We start from the raw sequence: 20,581 nt of genomic DNA on the forward strand, positions 1-20,581 counted from the left end.
ACTATATAGCGATCGCCTTTTTTCTAGGATATAACGAGTTTGAAAACACGCCCTAGCGCTACTGCCAGTGGAGAGAGTGTAAGACCAAAACGGGGTCGCAAGACATCTGTAGAGGCGACTGTCTATGAAGCTGGAAGCCCACACTATATTGCTCTTAGCGATTAGTGTTGGGTAGTTCACCAACTCCATCCGCAACAAGTCGCCCATAAGTTACCAGAAAAATGCGAAGGTGTTATTTGTGGCAATGTTGAATAAGGGAAACACCTTCGACGGTATGGGCAAAGTTAATCGGATGCTAATGGCTACCCCATTTACAACAGTGCAAAGGTGGTGGAGAAAAACCTTTTCTACGCCAGCAGATGAAATCACTAGTTTTTACAAAGCTCGGCGCGTAGATCAGGAGTGGCTGGCCCATAGGGATCGCTTTTTGTGGCAGAGATTGCGTTTATGGTTATGGCTGGTGCTGATCTGTCTTTTGTCTTTTACTTTGCGAGACATTTACGGCTTGTTTTTCCCCTTAAAGGAGTTGGAAAGGCTGCCAGAAGCACTTACAGCTAAAAGCCTTGTGATCAATGTTGCAATGGTCATAAGTATAATTATTTATCTTGCCTTACATAAGACTAAGTTAGGTCGTCATCGTCCAGATTTATTATTTTTGGGGTCTTCTTGGTCAATTAGTCTAGGATCGCAGTTGTTTGCAACCATCAGAGGTTTCGCACTACCTGACACTATCGGCTGGTCGCTGCTGTTTTTAAGCCAAGCTGTGTTGATGCCTGTCTGCTGGATTATTCATTTGCTCTGTCAAGTGGGTGTGCTGGTTTACTATTTTGGTGTGAATACGGTACTTGGACTAAAAACACCAATCCCCGAACACCCAGAAATATATAATGTAACCTTGATTTTATACATTTTTTGGTTTTGTGCTATATGTGACATCGGTGTTTATCTGTACGATCGCCTGCAACGTTCTGAGTTTTACGCCCGTCAAGAACTGGAATCTGCCTATCAAAAACTCAAGGTTGCAGAAGCTAAATATCGCACCATTTTTGAAAACGCTGTTGAAGGGATCTTTCAAAGCAGTCCCGATGGACGTTACATTACGGCAAATCCGGCTTTAGCACGTATTTATGGCTACTCCTTAGCGGAGGAGGTGACAGCAAATTTCACTGATATAGAACATCAACTGTATATTGATCCAAACCGTCGGCTAGAATTTGTGCGCCTGATGGAAAAGTATGGCAGCGTTTCCGAGTTTGAGTCCCAAATTTATCGCCGAGACGGGAGTATTGTCTGGATTTCGGAAAAAGCCTACGCAGTGCATGACGAACAAGGAAAACTGCTTTACTACGAAGGTTTGATTGAAGACATTACCCAGCGCAAACAAACTGAAGAAGAACTACGAGTATTTTTTCATGCAGTTTCCCACGACTTACGTAACCCGGTGCTGGGTACTTTAATGGTGCTGAAAAATTTGCTTGCACATCCAGAGGAAAATATTTCAATTTCACGCTCAATTTTAGAGCGGATGATTCAAAGTAGCGATCGCCAACTGAACTTAATCAATTCCTTGATGGAAGCTCATATTAGCGAGGTACAAGGTGTTATTTTACAACGTCAATACGTACAATTACTATCAATAGTCGAAGCAGCGATCGCAGATTTAGAGCCATTGCTGAGACAAAATCAAGCAATCTTGACAAATCTGGTATCCGCAGATTTGCCATTAGTGAATGCTGATCCCACGCAACTATGGCGGGTTTTTTCTAACTTAATTGTTAATGCTCTGAAACACAATCCCCCTGGATTGCTTTTGACAATCAACGCTATCCGTAAGGATGACAAAATGTATTGTACTGTTAGTGATAACGGTGTAGGAATTAGTCAACAACAAAGCGATCGGCTTTTTGAGCTTTACTTTCGGGGTGCAAATATCCGCAATTCTGTAGGTTTAGGATTGGGTTTGTATTTATCTAAGCAAATCATCCATGCTCACGGTGGCGAAATTGGTGTAAACAGTGCATTGGATGCAGGGGCGACTTTCTGGTTTACATTACCTATTAGTAGCCCATTTACAGGATGAAGTTGCTAATTAAACCTTTTTGTTACCAAAAATATTTTTTTAACGAACCAGGAAGACAAGAAGTAATTTGGTGGCGAAATAGAAGAGGAACAATTCTAATTTTTATCATTCATCAGCTTCACGAATAACTTACCTAATGCAGAAATACGAACACTGTTATGAACTACATCATATCCACTAAGTATAACTCCAGTTGAGGATACTTCTGTCAATCCCGATCCAATTAAATTTCCTAAATCCTCACTATTCTTAGTATTCTTGATTAACTTTTTTAAGTCTTCGACAAAGGCAATATTTACAGCAGATGCTAACCGCCTGAAAGTTTCTAGATTAATTTTTTCTTTGATGAGATTTAAAAATAACTCAGCTAGTATTTGAGTTTTATCTAAATCATCAATACGGTCAATAATTAAGACTAAACACTCACCTAACTTTGATTTTTTCTCAGGTTCATCATCTAGAGTTTTGAGAAACTTGGAGGCTTATTAGCAGCTGCTTCAATTGCTGCTCTTTCTCAAAATGCTAATGCTGCTGAATTTAAATCTGAGCATGATCATTTTAATCGTGATACTGTAGCTTTTAATAACAGTAAAGTTCAACGCGAACGTCAAGTCCGTGAACAACGCGCTCGTCAATTGCGTGAACGTCAAGCTCGTGAACAACGCGCTCGTCAATTGCGTGAACGTCAAGCCCATTTTAATCACTAAGCTGAAAATTTTCCCTCATATTACGTTAGGAGAGTAGCAATACTTTCCTTTTTTTGTTTGCATAAATCTGCGTAATGAGATTTATAAATAGATGCGATCGCTCAAACAAATAGATGCGATCGCATGAAGTGAAATTAAGAGTATTACTTACTAATGTTCTAGAGCATCAATTAATCCTGACGAAGGTGTGCCATTGGTGGCAATACCACCATTATTGCTGGCATCCTTTTGGGCTACACTGAGAGCTTGGAAATTCATCCCAAAAAGGTTGGGAGTTCCGGGTTTAGTTATGCCTAGTGAATTGTTTCCAGCAATTTGGTTCAATATCGCATTTACCTTCAGATCATCATAAGCTTCCGTGAGCTTGGTGTCTTTAGTTGTCGTTTTAAATGTGAGATTAGCAGGATTCTGCGCTGTCGATTGGTCTACAAGTTTGCCATTTTCTAAAGCAACTTTGGCATTGATTTCTGGAGCGTAGAAGTCATCAACTCCCTTCCCAGAAGAACCATTCGCAATGTCATAAGCAGGATGTTTATCAATAAATGCAGTGTGCAAACCTGAAGCTTTTGCTACCTCAAAAATAGTGTTTACTTTCAAATAGTTGTGAGGATAAACACGATTTCCATTACTGTCTACTGGTAATTTGCTGGCGTCAATACTATTTATCCCGAAATTACCCCCACCACTGAGAAGATCGGAGTTTTTATCAATGTTTTCCGCAAATTCAACTTCTATACCAGCAGGAGATCCTGGTTTGTCTGATAATATCCGACTATATGTATCATCATAATAAACCCCAGTAGTTTTGGGACTTGCTCCTGTTAAGTAGTTTAATACACCAGGGAAGGAATCGGAGGGAGTGCTAGTAAAAGCGTTAGTGTAACTGATACCCGTTTGTCTCAAACTATTGATGTTTGGCAAATACTGTTGTAATTTGCGATCTTCCAAATCTGCTTGACGCAAACCATCAATTGATAGTAACAGCACACTCTTAAACTTACCAGGATGCTTATAAAAGGGTTTATCATCCTTTTTGCGACCATCAGCTATTCTGACAATGGGCGAGGAATAGTCATATCTGATTACTGTAGGATGTAAGTGTTGAATTGGTATCATGATATTTGTATATACTGTGTAAACAGAGTTCTATAAGTTATTTTTGATAGGCACAGTTGATCTTATGTCAAGAAAGCTTCACAAAAGACTACTAAAACTTCAATAGAAACCCTGGTATTTTCAATCTCAAGATACGAGTAAAATATTAAGAAAAGGTTATGTAAAATAGTAGCAAAAGGTTATGAGTTGAAACCAGTTGACCGACAAGGGGCATGATTTAATGTTGCGGCTATCAATCTCGCCCGTAAAATTTCACATTCAATACCATCACTTTTGGAATCAATATTTACATTTATATCTAGCGGTTAGGTTTCTATAAACCTTCTTAAATTTGCTATTATTCAGGAAAAAACAAACGGATAGAACAACAAAATCCAGGTAAAAGTGGCGATGTAATTTCATCATCGCCTAACAAAGTAGCAACTAAAACCAACTGTGCTTTTTCTCGCCGATAAACTTCGACTTTTTGACTGAAGCGATCGACAATCCAATACTCACGCACGCCTCGCTCTGAATAAAGTTTCAGCTTTGCTTCTTTGTCTCGAAATTCATTTTGTTTACCAGGGGATAAAACCTCTATAACTAACTCTGGTGCGCCGATCAAATGTCCTGCTTCATCTTCAATTTGCGCCAGTCGTTCTCGACTTACCCAAACTACATCCGGTATCACGCTATCTAATTGCGAAAAAATCACTCCGGGACTCACAATTGTTTCCCCTAAACCACTCGAATCTGACCAAACATCGAGTTGTCGAGAAATTTTGCCACAAACTTGTTGATGACGGCGGTGAGGAGTGCCAGTCACAAAGAGTTCTCCATTAATAATTTCATAGCGCGTCCACTCATTTTCGGGTAGAACTTCTAAATCGTGAATTGTCCAGCGTACTCCCTCAATGGCTTGGTTCATGATTGTCCCCGTTTGGCTGGTTGCTTTTCTTTGTTTAATTTTATCTTTCTTCGGGCAAGGCAACTATGGTATTTAAATAGAACCATAATCAAAAGCGGAAGATCAGGCGAAACTGTGTATGCTGATATTTAGCCAACTTAAACCACCTAATAGCGATGCCGCAGTTACCTTTACTCTGGCGCTAACAGCAGAAGAACGCACCCGCAGTCGTCATCGCTTTGAAACGGCAGATGCTAAGGTTGTGTTTTTCCATTTACCCAGAGGAACTGTGTTACACGATGGCGATATTCTGCAAGAAGAAACCCATAGCAGTTTAATCAGAATTATTGCCAAACCAGAATTAGTGCTGACTGCCTTTGCCCAAACACCACTTTTATTATTACGTGCAGCATACCATCTGGGAAATCGCCATGTACCTGTAGAAATTACTCCGACTTATTTACGCTTATCTTCAGATTCGGTTTTACGCACGATGTTGGAACAATTGGGGTTAGAAGTTAAAGAGGAAATTTTACCATTTCAACCAGAATTGGGAGCTTATGGACAACACTATCATGCTCACTGACAGCCATCTTTTGAGTATTTTGCAGCTGGCTAGCCCTACTTTGCCTGTGGGAGCATATAGTTATTCTGAAGGCTTGGAAATGCTGGTGGAAAATGGTACGATCGCTAACCAGATACATCTCAAACATTGGCTAGAAGCAGAGTTGCTCTACGGGGCAATTCGGTTAGAGGCGGCGGTGATGGTACGATCGCAGCAAGCTGCAAAAATGGGTGATGTTGAGTCGCTATGCCGTTGGAATCTGTGGTTATCTGCTGCTAGGGAAACAGAAGAGTTACGCGCTTCTAGTTGGCAGATGGGGCGATCGCTGATCCAATTACTTGGTAAACTAGAACCACAGATTGTGCCTATTGTCAATGCTGTGGGTAATCCTGGTAATTATGCGATCGCTTTTGGTATTGCCGGTGCCCATTGGCAAATTAGTATCAAAGCCGCATTACTCGGATATCTGCATAGTTGGGCAAGTAATTTGATTACTGCTGGCGTGAAACTTATTCCCCTTGGACAAACAGCAGGACAGCAGTTATTGCTAGATTTGCAACCATTACTCATCGCTGCAGCGTTAGAAATTCTCGCGTTGGAGGATGATCAACTCGCTTGTTGTACTTGGGGTTTGTCGCTGGCGAGTATGCAGCATGAAACCCAGTATACAAGGTTATTTAGGAGTTAGAGACGCGATTAATCGCGTCTGTACAGGAGTGAGGAGTTATGAATGCATTTCGAGTAGGAGTTGCTGGGCCAGTGGGTTCGGGGAAGACGGCTTTGATGGATGCTTTGTGTAAGGGGTTGCGTGAGCAGTATCAGATTGCGGTGGTGACGAATGATATTTATACTCAAGAGGATGCTCAATTTTTAGTGCGTTCTCAGGCGTTGACAAGCGATCGCATTTTGGGTGTAGAAACTGGTGGTTGTCCTCACACTGCCATCCGCGAAGATGCTTCGATGAATTTAGCGGCAATTGAACAGTTAGAGGAACGTTTTATCAATTTGGATTTGGTATTTTTAGAAAGTGGCGGCGATAATTTGGCTGCTACTTTTAGTCCCGAATTGGTGGATTTAACAATTTACGTCATCGATGTTGCGGCTGGCGATAAAATTCCCCGCAAAGGTGGCCCCGGTATTACAAAATCTGATTTGTTGGTGATTAACAAAACTGACCTTGCACCCTATGTTGGTGCAGATTTAAGTGTGATGGAACGAGATGCTAAAAAAATGCGCGGTGATAAACCTTTTATTTTTACTAATTTGAAAACTCAGTCAGGACTTGCAGATGTAATTAATTTTGTTTGCATAAATATCTGTTAGAAAAATGAGAAGTTAGAGCCAGGGCGAATGGAATTCGCGGCTACACAAACCAAGTCCGCCTGCGCGGACTAAAAAAAATTGAGTGTTTTAAACCCACGGAGGTGGGTTTTGTCTGTGTAGACGCGGTTTCTAACCGCCCTTTCTATAAAGCCCTCAGATGACGATTTCGCACACGTTCGGCACTCCCAGTAGGAATTGCAGCAATTAATTTTTGCGTGTATTCCTCTTTCGGTTCCAGGTAAAGACTTTCGGCTGTCCCTTCTTCAACAATTTGACCGCGATTCATCACTAAAATGCGATCGCTCATAAATTTCACTACACTTAAATCATGCGAAATAAAAATATAAGTAAGCTGAAAGTCTGACTGTAATTCTTTGAGAAGATTTAATACCTGCGCCTGTACTGAAACATCCAGCGCTGAAACTGATTCATCACAGATAATAAATTTAGGGTTTAACGCCAAACAACGGGCTATGCAAATCCGTTGGCGTTGACCGCCAGAAAACTGATGCGGATAGCGGTTAATCGCATCTGCACTCAAGCCCACCCGTTCTAAGAGTTCGACTACTCGCTGGCGTCGTTGTTGCTTGGTCTTACCAACGGCGTGAATTACCAAGGGTTCCATCACCGCGTCCCCAACCTTCATCCGTGGGTCAAGGGAACTAAAAGGATTTTGGAAGACTATTTGCATTTCCCGGCGCAGTTTTTGCAACGGTTCTCCTTTGAGGCTAGTAATATCTTGTTTCTCAAAGATAATCTGACCACTCATCGGTTCAATTAATCGCATCAAGGTTCTGCCAAGGGTGGTTTTACCGCAACCAGATTCTCCCACCAAACCTAATGTTTCGCCTGGTTTGACATCAAAGGAAACGCCATTGACTGCCATATTGTAGCGTTTTGTACCACCAAACACCCCGCGCACTGGAAAACCAACTTTCAGGTTGCGGATTTGCAGCAGGGGTTCCTTTTCATTGAAGTTTGCCAATCTTGCAGCAATCTCTTCGCTGGTGACTTCTGTGGGTTGCGCGGGTTCTTTCGCCTGAATTACTACTTGTCCCGTTGGTGTCTCTTCTGCACTCATGTAGTCGGAAACAGTGAGTAATTTTTGGGGACGGCGGTCAAGTGTGGGGCGGCAAGCGATCAAACCTTTAGTATATGGATGCTGAGGACTGCTGAAAATTTGTTCAGAAGCACCAGACTCGACAACTTTGCCTTTATACATCACCGCTACTTCGTCAGCAATTTCTGAAATTAGCCCCAAGTCGTGGGTGATGAAAATCATTGCCATGTCACGGCTTTGTTGCAATTCTCGGATTAACTCCAAAATTGTCGCTTGTACTGTCACATCTAAGGCTGTAGTTGGTTCATCGGCAATTAAGATTAATGGGTTGCAAGAAATTGCCATTGCAATCATCACCCGTTGCAACTGACCCCCAGAAAGTTCATGGGGGTAGCGTTCTAGCATCGCTTCTTTGTGTTCTTTAACCACCTGTGGCAACTTTGATGGATCTAGTTTCGATGAATCGATATACTGCTGTTGTATCTCTTCATCGCTAGGTAGAAGTTTTACCTCTTGCAGACCTGCGATCGCAATTTGTCGTGCTTGGGATGCTGACACATTTTGATGCCGCATAATCGCTTCTGTTAGCTGAAACCCGATGTTATAAACCGGATTAAGCGAACTCATCGGTTCTTGAAAAATCATCGCAATGTCGCCACCCCGATGTAGCTGCATTTGCTCAGGAGGCAATTTTACCAAATCGATGGCGTTAGCATTCTCTTGCGGACGAAACCAGATTTCACCGCCAGTAACTAGACCGGGAGTTTGCAACAAACCCATCACAGCTAAGGCTGTCACTGATTTACCACTCCCCGATTCTCCTACTATTCCTAGAGTCTCACCTCGATGCAGCGCAAATGAAATACCATCCAAAGCTCTGTTAATGTTGCCATCACTGGGAAATTCAACTTGGAGATTGCGAACCTCTAGGATAGTTTCTCTCATAGGAGTTGGGTAGGAATATTAACTTAAAATTATTTGATTTTAACAATAGTTTTGATGTATGTGTCGGTAAATTTGGTTTTTACACTCTTTGGCAGTTTTTCTGACATCGCATACTTCCACAATATACACGCATTTGCGATGTATTACTGCTTCTCATCTCTGCAAACTGCGATCTGCTCATGGTATCGCTCTCTTTTCAGAATTCTAGTCTTTACATAACAGTATTAACTACAGTAACTTGCCACCACGAACAAAACAGCCAGGAGAGCAAATCCGTAAATTGGTTAAGGAGCGATCGGCTGTCTGCAATGCTGAATTATGCTTTTGCAGTGGTTGTTCTCGTTTTTCTGATTTGACATCTCCAGCGATCGTTGCCCTAAAAAATCCCCGAATGGGGGAGTGAAATTAAGATGGACAAGTTTTTTACCAAGTGGCAAAAAAAGTGGTGGTAGGCTTAATTATGTAGAGCGAATAAGTCAACTTACTACACTCTGGAAACGAAAGGGTTTCTCCATAGATGGAATACTTCCAGAATCGGGAATTAATTCTCAAGCTAGTTTACCTGCTTCTGCCCTCCAGAAACATTTGTCCCCATTGCGCCCAATATAGTATCCTATTTTTGCATAAATTGTCTAAATGCAAGAGGCTGAGGCTTTGGATTTAGAGATTAAAATAGAGTTAGTAAAGGTAGAGTTTACTTGATTAGGAGGTTCTCTGATGACTTTACAAGAAATTATTAATTCTATTGAAAGTTTGCCCACAGAAGATCGAGAGTATTTATTTGAGTTTCTTCGCCAGCAACGAATTGAGAATCGGCGGATTGGAATTTTGGCTAATGCTCAGGAAGTGATGCAGGCTTTTAAGGATGGGACAGCTCATAGGGGAAGCGTTGATGATTTGATCGCTGATTTACTAGGAGATGATGATGGAAGTTGTCTGGAGTAGTGGATTTAAGCGGTCTTTTGGGAAGATTACAAAGAAAAACCGGCAATTAAAGAATCAAATTATTAAGGTATTAAGGCTTTTGGCAGATGATCCATTTACACCGTCTTTGAAGCCTCATAAGTTAACAGGAAATTTAGCGGGCTTGTGGTCTTGTTCTGTTGCTTATGATTGTAGAATTATCTTTAATTTCTCTGAGGATGAGAAGTTGTTATAAATGGTTATTTTATTGATTGATATTGGCAGCCATGATGAAATTTATTAAATTGTAAAATAGAGGCTGAAGCTTGGGATTTAGAGATTAAAATTCTTTATCCCTAAGCCACTCGATCGCTAAACTAAGCGATGTCTCACGAAAAAACGTAAAGCGTCAACGCAGACAAAAAAATAGCACATCCTAAAGGATGGCTACTTGTAGAAATTGTCTAATCGTAATATTTTTTGCGATTGAATACACGTTCAACTACCAACTTTAGAACGGAATATCATCTGGATCTGGTTCTTCCGCTTTCACTGCTGGATTAGTGGTTCGCTCATAATTTGTGGGTTGCGGTACGGGTTCGTAAGTTGTCGCTTGGGGAGTAACACCAACAGCATTTTTAGCTGGGGTAGGCGCTGGACGTGGTGATTCGTAAGTGGGAACGTCTTTCTGTGGCGGACGAGATGCTGGTGATGCTTGTCGTGGCGACGTTTCAGTAAATGATGGAGTTACGGTTGCTGAAGGCAATGGATCAGTATTAAAACTACCTCCAACAGATTGAATTTGTTGCACCGTCAATTCAGCGCGTTTTTCTTTAAAACCTTCTTGACGCTCAACAGTATTCATAGTTAAACGTCCTACCAAGATGACGCGATCGCCTTGGTGGTAGTTTTGCTGAATTTCCGTTGCTAAATTCCCCCAGCCGACAACTTTTAAGGTGGCTGGTGGATCTTCTGGTTTCTGGGAATTGGGAAACTGCACCAGCATTTCCGTGACTCCCAGATTATCCGCCGTATAGCGGAGTTGCGGCTCGTCAATAATTTCCGCCATCAAAACGCAGCTGTTCATTAAAATTACTCCTGAGTGCAAAAAGTGTTGATTGAAAAAGTGGAGGTTTTTCTATGTAGTGCCAATTAATATCAAAATATGTTTAATTGTTTGCATTTTTTAATGATGCCTGAATAAATTTTCTAGATCAACTCTGAGTTTTTAGTCATTTCTAGCATAAAAGCCAAGCGATCGCTTTGAACAGCCTTAAATATGCTGTTCGCCACCCTCGCTTGACTAAATGAGCATTGAATTCTCTCTTGAATAGTATAATTGTACCATCGAGTGAGGAAATATCAAAAATTCTCAGCAAAAATTAAGTTTTGACGTGAACTGGAAAAACACCCAAGGCGATTAACCTTGCTGGTAGGTCGCGCAAGATGGGTAAGCGTAAAAACGCAGGTGGTACAAAGGTGCGATTTGAGGTGAGAACCGGGGCTAATACCCGCTTTTGGATAAAAGTTTGAAACGCCTGAATGATGCGTGTGGGCAACTCGCGTTGACGTTGTACTTTTGCTAGATCCCTAAGTTGTACTTGTCGGTTCTTGAGCGGTTTGGCGAGTACATTCGCCGCGACTACAGCATCTTGAATCGCGTAGTTAATCCCAACTCCACCAACGGGGGACATTATATGAGCTGCATCACCGATCAGTAACAGTCCCTGACGATACCAGCGTTTGACAAGGCTGGACTCGACTGAGAGAAAAGCTATTTGTGACCAATCATCTAAATTTTGGAGGCGTTGCTGGAATTCTGGCACCACTTCGGCAACAGATTTTTTTAATTCCTCCAAACCCGCAGCTCTTAGTTGTTGATAGCCTCCTTTAGGAATAATATAGGCAAGTTGCCACTCATCACCACGGTCAAGCATGGCGATTAGCTTACCTTGACCGAAGCGCCCCATTCCTCCTTCAGGGTCTTCTGGCTGACGCGGTAGGCGAAACCAGAGGATATCCATTGGCGGCGAGGTTTCGATTGATTCAAACTCACCCAGATGGCGTAAACGTGAGTGGCGACCGTCTGCACCAACTGTCAGTATTGCCCGAATTTCATGCCAACCGCCGCCTCCTCGATAGCGGACACCTTGAATCACACCATTTTCGGTAATCAATTCCTGCACATTCGCACCCATCACCAGATGGAAATTAGGATATTTTTGCGCTTCTTGGGTGATGAACTCCAGGAATTTCACCTGGGGAAGCATTGTAATGTAGGGATAATGGGTTTTCAGATAACTAAAATCTGCGAATGTGACAGTATCTTCAGGAGTTTGAATACTAATTTGGCGCATTTTGGTATGGGGAAGTTCTAGCAAAGCTGTACTTAATCCCAATTCCTCCATAATTTCCATCACCGATGGATGAATCGTATCGCCACGAAAATCGCGATCAAAGTCTTTGTGTGCTTCCAACAGGATCACAGAAATGCCTTGACGCGCTAACAACAGTGCCAATACTGCTCCTGCTGGCCCCCCACCCACAATGCAACAATCTGTAGTTTGTCCGTCTACAATGTCATGGACAGGGTTAATGCTTGGGTCTTGGGAAAAATTTTTAGGTACATCGGTAGTCATAACAACACCTCCTAACAGCCCTAAAATTTAGAATAGTTTGCTTTTGCTAGTGCAAGCTATTTTTTTAACTTTTCGTATTTACAGGAATGGTGCTATATCTCAGTAGAATCTCCAGCCGCAGACAAAATTGCCACAGTTAGATAAACTTGAGAGCCAAAACAAAAAACAAGCTCAATGTAACTATCAGGTAGAATTTCAAACATATTGCTGGGTGGACAAAATTCGCAGCGTGTAGTCCATAAACAATTGATATATTTGCTCAACACAGGCGAAACATCCATTTTTGGCAGCGCATACCCTTTTTTATAAGTCTGTCATTTTTTAATATAAGTAATTACTAAAAATAAATTTAACTTTTGCAAAAACTCTAGGTAAAATACATAAGCCTCATCCTTTTTCGTCAAAATCATGGGCAACACTTTTGGTGATCTATTTCGGATAACTACTTTTGGCGAGTCTCACGGCGGCGGTGTGGGAGTTGTGATTGATGGTTGTCCTCCACAACTAGAAATTTCGGCAGAAGAAATTCAAGCAGAACTAGATAGAAGGCGTCCGGGACAAAGTAAAATTACTACCCCTCGCAAAGAAGCGGATACCTGCGAGATTTTATCAGGGGTATTTGAAGGCAAAACACTAGGAACGCCTATAGGAATTTTGGTACGTAATCAAGATACTCGTCCCCAAGATTACGACGAGATGTCCCAGAAATATCGACCTTCTCACGCGGATGCAACTTATGATGCAAAATATGGGATTCGCAATTGGCAAGGTGGGGGTAGGTCGTCAGCGCGTGAGACAATTGGAAGAGTCGCAGCAGGTGCGATCGCTAAAAAAATTCTCCGTCAAGTCGCCAATGTCGAAATTATCGCTTACGTTAAGCGCATCAAAGATTTGGAAGGTGTAGTTGATCCAAATACTGTCACCTTAGAACAAGTGGAAAGCAATATCGTCCGTTGTCCCGATGCTGAATGCTGCGATCGCATGATTGAATTAATTGAGCAAACAGGTAGACAAGGTGATTCTATCGGCGGTGTCGTCGAATGCGTGGCGCGAAATGTGCCGAAAGGTTTGGGCGAACCAGTATTTGATAAATTGGAAGCTGATATCGCTAAGGGTGTAATGTCTCTCCCTGCTAGCAAGGGCTTTGAAATTGGTTCCGGTTTTGGCGGAACGCTACTAACGGGAATTGAGCATAACGACGAATTTTATATTGATCAAAATGGTGAAATCCGCACATTAACAAACCGTTCTGGTGGTATTCAAGGCGGTATTTCCAACGGGGAAAATATCATTTTGCGAGTTGCATTTAAGCCGACAGCAACAATTAGAAAAGAGCAGAAAACTGTAACTCGTGAGGGCGAAGAAACACTATTAGCAGCCAAAGGACGCCATGATCCTTGTGTATTGCCGCGTGCAGTTCCAATGGTTGAGGCAATGGTAGCGTTGGTGCTATGTGACCATTTGTTACGGCATCATGGGCAGTGTAAGGTCTTGTAGGCACTACATTGACTTCTAAAAAATATTTATTTTCCTGGGGTGGGTATCTGACTCGCCCTATCTACTTATACGCGAGTGCCTAAGCTTATTTAGTTGGTTTCTTTGCCCTATTGCCTGGCATTGTAGTTTCTCTATTTGCTGGAGTAATTGTAGACCGCTTTAACCGTCGGGAAACCTTTCCTGAACCAGGAGCAGAAATTGAGTCAGCGATCGCATCCTTGGTATCAGCGCCAGTCTCCGCACCTTCTCTAGAGGAGATCGCTACCCGCGCAAGCCCTCTCAATTTTTGGCGGCCACAGTGATGTCATGGCAGCGCGTGGTACTGGTTTTGCCAGTTTATCTTCTAAAGAATTTACGCCAGCGATGATTAAAGCCGTCTTTGATACCTTCCCCACTCATAATATGCGAACATAATTAAGTTGTAGCTGACTATCTGCACAGAGGTTTAAAATGGATACCATTGCAATCCCTGTTCTGAATCGCTCAGTAGATGCCACAGTAGAAATTTCTGTTTCTAAAAGTATTACCAATCGGGCATTACTTGTTGCGGACTTAGTGCCAGGTGACTCGATTTTAGAAAATGCCTTATTTAGTGAAGACTGGCATTTGCTGTCACTGGCTTAAAGGTTCCAGGCATTGTAATAAAAGACTCTGGTTGTACAGCGAAAACTTTTCCCGATTACTTTACTCGATTTTTCCAGATGTTAGAACAATAAAAGGTGAATTGCAATGTCAAATATTCGAGAAGGAATGCCTGTACTTGCCCGTCATGAAGGAGATTGGGTAGGAACTTATACATTAATTGATACAGCAGGAAAAATCCTTGACAAGCATGAGTCTCACTTAAGTTGTCAATTTCCAGAAAATGGCCTTCATCCCTACTACCAAATAAATCGCTACAAGTGGTCTGATGGTAAACAAGAGGAGCATGAATTTCCCGGAACCTATAAAGATAATAAGCTCTGGTTTGACACCGATCGTATTCAAGGAAAAGCTTGGGAAGTCGATGATTCAGTTGTTATTTTGTGGTTTAGTTATAAGACAAACCCAGAAATGAGCTTATATGAAATGATCTACATTAGTCCTGACAATAACAATCGTGCCCGCACTTGGCATTGGTTTAAGAATAATCAAATCTTTCAACGCACCCTAATTCAAGAAGAACGGCTAAGATAGTAAGTTCTCCCCTTAGCAAGCAGGGAAACAAGATTTCTGCTCCCTCTCCTTAATAAGGAGAGGGTTGGGGTGAGGTTTAAAGAACTTTCTACAAAAGTGAGATGCTCATCTCAAATTTAAACTTAGTAAGGTATACGCATGGCCAAAGGTGACAAAATCAACTTCTCTACTCCTAGCGGTTTTCCAGAATTTATTCCTAGTGAAAAGCGTCTAGAATTATATTTACTAGATATCATCCGTAGAGTTTTTGAAAGCTATGGATTTACGCCCATCGAAACACCTGCTGTAGAACGTTTAGAAGTACTGCAAGCTAAAGGAAATCAAGGCGACAATATCATCTATGGCATTGATCCCATCCTGCCACCAAATCGACAAGCCGAGAGAGATAAATCGGGTGAAACTGGTTCGGAAGCAAGAGCTTTAAAGTTTGATCAAACAGTTCCTTTGGCGGCTTATATTGCCCGTCATTTGAATGAATTAACCTTTCCCTTTGCTCGCTATCAAATGGATGTAGTTTTTCGGGGAGAACGGGCAAAAGATGGGCGTTTTCGTCAGTTTCGCCAGTGTGATATTGATGTAGTTGCCCGTCGGGAACTCAGCTTGCTCTATGATGCTCAAATGCCTGCAATTATCACTGAGATATTTGAAGCAATTAATATTGGTGATTTTCTAATTCGCATCAATAATCGCAAAGTTCTGACTGGTTTCTTTAAGTCAGTGGGAATTCCTGAAAACCAAATTAAATCCTGTATTGGTATCGTTGATACTCTCGAAAAAGTTGGTGAAACTAAGGTAAAACAAGATTTAGAAAAAGAAGGTATTTTAGCAGAACAGGCGCAAAATATTATTGATTTTATTAAAATTGATGGTTCGGTTGATGAAGTATTAGATAAGCTCAATCACCTCGCAGAAAATCTATCAGAAACTGAGCAATTGAGCCTGGGAGTTACCGAATTAGAAACGGTAATTGCAGGCGTGCGTAATCTCGGAGTTGCCGAAAATCGTTTCTGTATTGATTTATCTATTGCCCGTGGTCTTGATTACTATACAGGCACTGTTTACGAAACAACCTTATTAGGACATGAAGCTTTAGGTAGTATTTGTTCTGGCGGTAGATATGAAGAATTAGTCGGAGTATTCTTGGGTGAAAAAATGCCGGGTGTAGGCATTTCTATCGGCTTAACTCGCTTAATTAGTCGTTTACTAAAAGCTGGAATTCTTAGTACCTTAGCTGCTACACCAGCCCAGGTGATGGTAGTGAATATGCAAGATGATTTAATGCCAATTTATTTAAAAGTTTCTCAACATCTGCGTCAGGCTGGGATTAATGTGATAACTAACTTTGACAAGCGCCCTTTGGGTAAACAATTTCAACTAGCTGACAAACAAGGAATTCAATTTTGTGTAATTATTGGTTCTGAGGAAGCAGCAACAGAAAAGTCCTCGCTGAAAGATTTGAAAACAGGTGAGCAAGTAGAAGTGCTACTGGTAGATTTGGCTGAGGAAGTTAAAAGAAGGCTTGGCTAAGAAACTACAAAAGTTCTAACCAAAAATATATGACAATTCTCAACGCTCGTAATTTATCCTTAGAAGAAGTTCAGCGTTTGTTTGGCTTTCAAAAACAGTATAATGACTCATTTTCTAACTACTTATCTTTGGAACCTCTCACGCAAGCAGAACAGCAAGAACTCAAGCAAATTCAGCATGACTTTGATAGATACCTTACAGCAGGCAAAGTTTCTGAAGGTCAGGTAAAGTTTCTTGCAGTTGCCCCTTTACTAAGATTAGCTGGTTTTTATCGTTATCCTATCGAGATTGTTTTAGAGGAAAATATTGCTGATATTGAAGTTGAAGATGAAGATATCAAAATTAAAGGAAGATTTGATATTTTAGCTGTTAGTAAAGCTCAACATCCAAAACTTCAAACATATTTTTGGGTATTGTTAATTGAATCGAAAAATAGTCAGATTGATATATCAACAGGTTTACCTCAGCTACTCACTTATGCTTATAAAGATTTAGATAATCAAAAATCAGTTTGGGGATTAACAACTAATGGTAGAAGTTATCAGTTTGTCTATATTGAACAAGGAAATCCTCCGATTTATTACCTGTTGCCAGAATTAAATTTAATGGAAAGAGAGCGTTCAAGTCAGTTATTACAGGCTCTAAAAGCAATTTGTCAGCTTTAAATGCTTTGCTTCCCTCGCCATGACTAAAATACGTTGCTTTTGTGTAATATCAGGTTCGGTTAAACACTTAATAATATCTCTAGGTTGGGACAGAAAAAGCTCATACGTGTCAACTTAACGTGAAAGTTAGTCTAGAAACAGCTTTTACAGATTATCTCGTTCCCAGTCTCTGACTGGGAATGCATACTGGAGGCTCCGCCTCAAGACTTGCGGCACCGCAATGAGGTGCATTTCCAGCCAGAGGCTGGAAACGAGGTTTTATACATACAGATTTATCGTAGGGGCACAGCAATGCTCATGCGTGTCAACTTAACGTGAAAGCCAGTCTATAAGCAGCTTTTAAGATTGTCTCGTTAAGAGTCTCCGACTCTTAATGCTCGTCCTTGAGGGCTGCCGCCTCAAGACTTGCGGCAGAGCCGCAACGAGCAGCATTTTTAGCCTCTGGCTGGAAACGAGGTTTTAAAAGGGTTTTGGCTTAAGTTGACACCAATGAGCTTTTTCTGTGCCCCTACCAACCTATTTGTATGATTATTAAAGTGAAACGGTATTACCTAAAACGACAGGATTGCCCTATAGTCGGAGTCTCTTCGAGTTGCACCATTATTAGAACAGCTGGCGCATCGCCTACTGTTCCAGATAAGTGACCTTTATGACCTTGAGTGTCTGCTTTTGTACCCTGGTCTTCTCCAAATGAAATTTCGCCAGGACCCATCTCGACTCGCTGTCCGTCCATAGTCTCCACAAACCATCGTCCCGACAGCGGGATGATCCATTGGGGCTTTGGGTTCTCATGCCAGTTGCCAACCCATCCCACGGGTAGCACAGTAAAGGTGATTGTAGCACCAGACTGCTTCAACTTAGAAAGCCACTGGGGCGAGGTATCTGGAGCTATGCCTTTCTCGATGAAGTCCTCAATTTGACAACGAGACTGGTGACTTATACCGTCGTGGTCAGTCCAGACGTGCCAGTAGTCAATTGTTGGTTTGGGTGATGAGTTATTCGGCATAAAAATGGCTCTTGTTTATTGTGGTAGTAATTGTTACTAATCAACTGTAACGATATAATTGCGTTGTTCCCATTTACTGCTTTCAATCCAAAAAAAGGTAAAGCTGATTGGCTGTTGCTGCTGATCACAAACAGAGATATCGACAAAATTCACTCCTAACTTTGTGGAAGTAGAAGGCGTATCTTTCACGCTTTGCCAATTATCATCTGACCAGTGCAATTGAAAAGATGCTAAAGCATGAATTCGCAATGAATAACCTTTTTTAACTTGGCTAATTTGTCGGTTAAACTTCCAAATTTCCAATGATTTACACTCTTGTCTTTCGCCCAAATATCGATTTGCCACCTCTGGAATAAAATCAAACACCTGACCGTCATTATTTGACCGTAGCAGCTTGATATACTCTGCATGCGCCCACATTAAAGGCATAGCAGAACCTGTTGGTTTTCCTAAATACATATGGATTTTCGGTGTATCTGCCTCATCCCAAACCTGTTCTGGTAGCAAAGAAGTGTCTGAAGCAAATCCTTCCATCGCTTTGATATATGTTTTGACATCGCCGCCAGCAGCCAGTTCATAATGTCCTCGTTCTCCTGTCAAAAGAGGCCAAGCACGTCCCTTACCCGAACCGATATAAGCACTACCATCTTCTTGCTGACCATAGCCGTCGTGGTTGTAACGATGCCAACAAGGCCCAACGGCTGTATCTACTTTCAAGACTGCATCAATTACTTTCACGGAATCAACGATAATTGGGTCATCTGGTTGACGAATTCCATAGCGTACCAATTGCAGAAATCCGGCATCAACAATTTCCTTTGCCGGAAATTCTGCCGGTTCACCAGGAGGTTGACTGCTGATAAAAAGAGTTCCTTGGTTAGGATTTTCGTTGGGTTGAGGATTATTAATATCTGAAGGAGTAATTCGGATATAATGGCGTTTGATGCCAGGAACTAAAGTTCCTTCAGTAGTAACTGTCCAAGCTTCGATGTGAGATTCTAAAAAGTCAGCGTACTCTTCGATAAACTTTGCTGTTGCTTCATCCTCACGTTCACGAACAAATTGAGCAGCACAGATTAAGGCGGCAATATTGGATGCTAGTGTTGATGGTGAATAACCGCTATTTTCTTCCCAGCGTTCTTCTTGAGTCGCCGGGCCGTGACGAATTAAATAACCCGCCGCCCGCAGAACCATCGGATATATATCAAAGTGTAAACAAGTTTTCTGTTGGTGCAATAACCATGCTAACAGAATGGGAAACGCCACCTCATCAAGCTGGATACCTGTCCAGTAAGGTTTACCATCAACCCAGAAGTTTTGGGGAAAACCGCCATCTTGTTGCTGACTAGTAGCAAGATAAATGAGCGATCGCACTGCTGTCGCTGTTTCCCCAGCTGCCACTAAACCTGATACACTGCTAACCATATCCCGCGTCCAGACAAGGTGATATCCTCCTTGGTCTTGGTCGTCTTTGGCTTCACCCCAAGGGATAGCCAGAGAGGCAATTAAAGCACCAGGGTAAATTTTGTCTTCATGTGCTAACAACAAACTAATGCTGTTGTGATACAACTTACCCTGATCATAAGAAACATTTTCTAATGGTTTGATGCGATCGCGCGATCGCTTCCACTGTTCGTTATATAGCTGCTTCTGCTGTTCAAAAGGAATATTTAGCGACTGAAAGAGTGTGGAAATTGCATTGTGCAGATTTGTCCCAAACGCCAGTCCTAAAGTAAACTCTTTAGTGCTATCTAAATTTAGTTTTCCAGTCAGAGCAATGTTGCCATCCACAGCACTATCAAACTCCCAATCCATCTGAAAATTATCAGCTAGGTCTGTCCAGCCATCACTTTCACCGACGTAACCACAAGAAAGATGGGTAAAGGGAACTGTTGCACCCATCGCCAGCCATGTTCCTTGTTTCTCGGCCGTTAAAATCTGATGTCCAGCAACTTCTATGACGTAACCATTATTACCTCTGCCGCTAACTTCCAGATGTGGCGCACACAAGGCGTATAGCTGGAGTTGGGAGATAAACTCGGACTCTCCTGTTAATTTCGTGTGTTGTAAAATACAGGATAAATGCGGGTCGGCAATCACTTCTTTGATTACGGCATAACGCCCTTGTGGATCGGAATTAGTGATGCGATATCCTAAACCATGAGTCCACATCGGTTCAATTTTTGATTCGAGATGCCGTTTCTCTTCGTGAAAAAAGCTTTTCCCGTCAGAAATTAGATACTGCAAATCCCGAATTTGGGGTTTGTCTACTGTGGGATGGTAGATTTCAGTGACAACACCGTTCCAGATAGTAAACCAAATGTTACTAGAGGTAGAGTAAGCTGTTCCGACTCCATCTTTATTCGCCTGAGTCCATCGAGGCTCAATACCCGGTGAGCCAAAAGCCTGTCCTTGACCAAGAATTTTTACCATAATTTATTGTACCTATCAGCTTTAACTACTATTTAAAAATGCTGTGTTTGATA

At 41.8% G+C, this 20,581-nt stretch carries 21 protein-coding genes and 1 pseudogene; 14 read left to right on the forward strand and 8 right to left on the reverse strand.

The genetic code is table 11. The annotated features are described in order from the left end of the window. A partial coding sequence (locus tag HWQ38_RS20300) for a hypothetical protein (protein ID WP_292796985.1) occupies nucleotides 1-207 on the reverse strand: 207 nt, incomplete at its 3' end. A gap of 91 nt (nucleotides 208-298) precedes the next feature. Between HWQ38_RS20300 and HWQ38_RS20305 the strand changes: the two genes are divergently transcribed. Continuing rightward, on the forward strand, nucleotides 299-2,080 hold the full coding sequence (locus HWQ38_RS20305) for an ATP-binding protein (protein ID WP_292797189.1): 1,782 nt from the start codon (nucleotides 299-301) through the stop codon (nucleotides 2,078-2,080). Nucleotides 2,081-2,937: 857 nt separating this feature from the next. Here the strand turns inward: HWQ38_RS20305 and HWQ38_RS20310 are convergent. Together HWQ38_RS20310 and HWQ38_RS20315 are read right to left on the reverse strand one after the other, a co-directional pair. Next, entirely contained in the window at nucleotides 2,938-3,903 is a 966-nt protein-coding gene (locus tag HWQ38_RS20310) for an alkaline phosphatase family protein (protein WP_292796988.1), read from the reverse strand. A gap of 337 nt (nucleotides 3,904-4,240) precedes the next feature. Then, nucleotides 4,241-4,810 carry a Uma2 family endonuclease gene (locus HWQ38_RS20315; RefSeq protein ID WP_292796990.1) on the reverse strand — a complete coding sequence of 190 codons (570 nt, stop codon included), beginning with the start codon at nucleotides 4,808-4,810 and terminating at the stop codon, nucleotides 4,241-4,243. A 118-nt stretch (nucleotides 4,811-4,928) separates the two neighbouring features. Between HWQ38_RS20315 and ureE the strand changes: the two genes are divergently transcribed. From ureE to ureG, 3 genes are read left to right on the forward strand one after another with little or no spacing between them, the layout of a single operon-like run. Further along, nucleotides 4,929-5,375, forward strand: coding sequence for an urease accessory protein UreE (ureE, locus tag HWQ38_RS20320; RefSeq protein WP_292796993.1), 447 nt, complete (start codon nucleotides 4,929-4,931; stop codon nucleotides 5,373-5,375). Next, a complete protein-coding gene (locus tag HWQ38_RS20325; RefSeq protein ID WP_292796996.1) occupies nucleotides 5,350-6,042 on the forward strand; it encodes an urease accessory protein UreF in 693 nt (230 codons plus the stop codon). The genes ureE and HWQ38_RS20325 overlap by 26 nt, the downstream gene beginning before the upstream one ends. Before the next feature lie 38 nt (nucleotides 6,043-6,080). After that, entirely contained in the window at nucleotides 6,081-6,677 is a 597-nt protein-coding gene (ureG, locus tag HWQ38_RS20330; RefSeq protein ID WP_292796999.1) for an urease accessory protein UreG, read from the forward strand. A 142-nt stretch (nucleotides 6,678-6,819) separates the two neighbouring features. Here ureG and HWQ38_RS20335 read toward each other — a convergent pair whose 3' ends face one another. Continuing rightward, nucleotides 6,820-8,682 carry an ABC transporter ATP-binding protein gene (locus tag HWQ38_RS20335; RefSeq protein WP_292797002.1) on the reverse strand — a complete coding sequence of 621 codons (1,863 nt, stop codon included), beginning with the start codon at nucleotides 8,680-8,682 and terminating at the stop codon, nucleotides 6,820-6,822. Between the two features lie 238 nt (nucleotides 8,683-8,920). Here HWQ38_RS20335 and HWQ38_RS20340 point away from each other — a divergent pair, with 238 nt between their 5' ends. The 3 genes from HWQ38_RS20340 (at nucleotide 8,921) to HWQ38_RS20350 (ending at nucleotide 9,841) form a co-directional block, all read left to right on the forward strand. After that, nucleotides 8,921-9,085, forward strand: coding sequence for a hypothetical protein (locus HWQ38_RS20340; protein ID WP_292797004.1), 165 nt, complete (start codon nucleotides 8,921-8,923; stop codon nucleotides 9,083-9,085). Between the two features lie 314 nt (nucleotides 9,086-9,399). Then, nucleotides 9,400-9,627 carry a hypothetical protein gene (locus HWQ38_RS20345; RefSeq protein WP_292797007.1) on the forward strand — a complete coding sequence of 76 codons (228 nt, stop codon included), beginning with the start codon at nucleotides 9,400-9,402 and terminating at the stop codon, nucleotides 9,625-9,627. Then, nucleotides 9,608-9,841 (forward strand): type II toxin-antitoxin system mRNA interferase toxin, RelE/StbE family, encoded by a 234-nt coding sequence (locus tag HWQ38_RS20350; RefSeq protein ID WP_292797010.1) that lies wholly within the window; start codon nucleotides 9,608-9,610, stop codon nucleotides 9,839-9,841. The genes HWQ38_RS20345 and HWQ38_RS20350 overlap by 20 nt, the downstream gene beginning before the upstream one ends. 255 nt (nucleotides 9,842-10,096) lie before the next feature. On the opposite strand, the gene HWQ38_RS20355 is transcribed toward HWQ38_RS20350, so the two are convergent. Then, nucleotides 10,097-10,672, reverse strand: a complete 576-nt coding sequence (locus HWQ38_RS20355) for a single-stranded DNA-binding protein (RefSeq protein ID WP_292797013.1) — start codon at nucleotides 10,670-10,672, stop codon at nucleotides 10,097-10,099. Between the two features lie 295 nt (nucleotides 10,673-10,967). Further along, nucleotides 10,968-12,224 carry an FAD-dependent oxidoreductase gene (locus HWQ38_RS20360; RefSeq protein WP_292797016.1) on the reverse strand — a complete coding sequence of 419 codons (1,257 nt, stop codon included), beginning with the start codon at nucleotides 12,222-12,224 and terminating at the stop codon, nucleotides 10,968-10,970. 408 nt (nucleotides 12,225-12,632) lie between these two features. Here HWQ38_RS20360 and aroC point away from each other — a divergent pair, with 408 nt between their 5' ends. The 7 genes and pseudogenes from aroC (at nucleotide 12,633) to HWQ38_RS20395 (ending at nucleotide 17,089) form a co-directional block, all read left to right on the forward strand. Further along, the gene (aroC, locus tag HWQ38_RS20365) at nucleotides 12,633-13,721 is read left to right on the forward strand and encodes a chorismate synthase (protein WP_292797018.1); all 1,089 of its coding nucleotides are present in this window, start codon (nucleotides 12,633-12,635) and stop codon (nucleotides 13,719-13,721) included. Between the two features lie 110 nt (nucleotides 13,722-13,831). Further along, on the forward strand, nucleotides 13,832-14,023 hold the full coding sequence (locus HWQ38_RS20370; protein ID WP_292797021.1) for a hypothetical protein: 192 nt from the start codon (nucleotides 13,832-13,834) through the stop codon (nucleotides 14,021-14,023). Further along, complete coding sequence (locus HWQ38_RS20375) at nucleotides 14,004-14,135, forward strand: hypothetical protein (protein ID WP_366933332.1); 132 nt, start codon at nucleotides 14,004-14,006, stop codon at nucleotides 14,133-14,135. Before HWQ38_RS20370 ends, HWQ38_RS20375 begins: the two co-directional genes overlap by 20 nt. 36 nt (nucleotides 14,136-14,171) lie before the next feature. Further along, nucleotides 14,172-14,321 (forward strand): annotated as a pseudogene (locus HWQ38_RS20380) (3-phosphoshikimate 1-carboxyvinyltransferase); the annotation flags it as partial. Between the two features lie 129 nt (nucleotides 14,322-14,450). Then, nucleotides 14,451-14,897 carry a DUF3598 family protein gene (locus HWQ38_RS20385; protein WP_292797029.1) on the forward strand — a complete coding sequence of 149 codons (447 nt, stop codon included), beginning with the start codon at nucleotides 14,451-14,453 and terminating at the stop codon, nucleotides 14,895-14,897. A 138-nt stretch (nucleotides 14,898-15,035) separates the two neighbouring features. Further along, entirely contained in the window at nucleotides 15,036-16,424 is a 1,389-nt protein-coding gene (gene hisS, locus HWQ38_RS20390) for a histidine--tRNA ligase (protein WP_292797031.1), read from the forward strand. Between the two features lie 29 nt (nucleotides 16,425-16,453). Continuing rightward, nucleotides 16,454-17,089 carry a restriction endonuclease subunit R gene (locus HWQ38_RS20395; RefSeq protein ID WP_292797034.1) on the forward strand — a complete coding sequence of 212 codons (636 nt, stop codon included), beginning with the start codon at nucleotides 16,454-16,456 and terminating at the stop codon, nucleotides 17,087-17,089. Between the two features lie 547 nt (nucleotides 17,090-17,636). Here HWQ38_RS20395 and HWQ38_RS20400 read toward each other — a convergent pair. Together HWQ38_RS20400 and HWQ38_RS20405 are read right to left on the reverse strand one after the other, a co-directional pair. Beyond that, complete coding sequence (locus HWQ38_RS20400; protein WP_292797037.1) at nucleotides 17,637-18,095, reverse strand: cupin domain-containing protein; 459 nt, start codon at nucleotides 18,093-18,095, stop codon at nucleotides 17,637-17,639. Nucleotides 18,096-18,131: 36 nt separating this feature from the next. Then, entirely contained in the window at nucleotides 18,132-20,528 is a 2,397-nt protein-coding gene (locus tag HWQ38_RS20405; RefSeq protein ID WP_292797039.1) for a glycoside hydrolase family 15 protein, read from the reverse strand. Between the last annotated feature and the right edge of the window lie 53 nt (nucleotides 20,529-20,581).

It is taken from the genome of Nostoc sp. NMS7, assembly GCF_017115085.1.
Taxonomy (GTDB): domain Bacteria; phylum Cyanobacteriota; class Cyanobacteriia; order Cyanobacteriales; family Nostocaceae; genus Nostoc.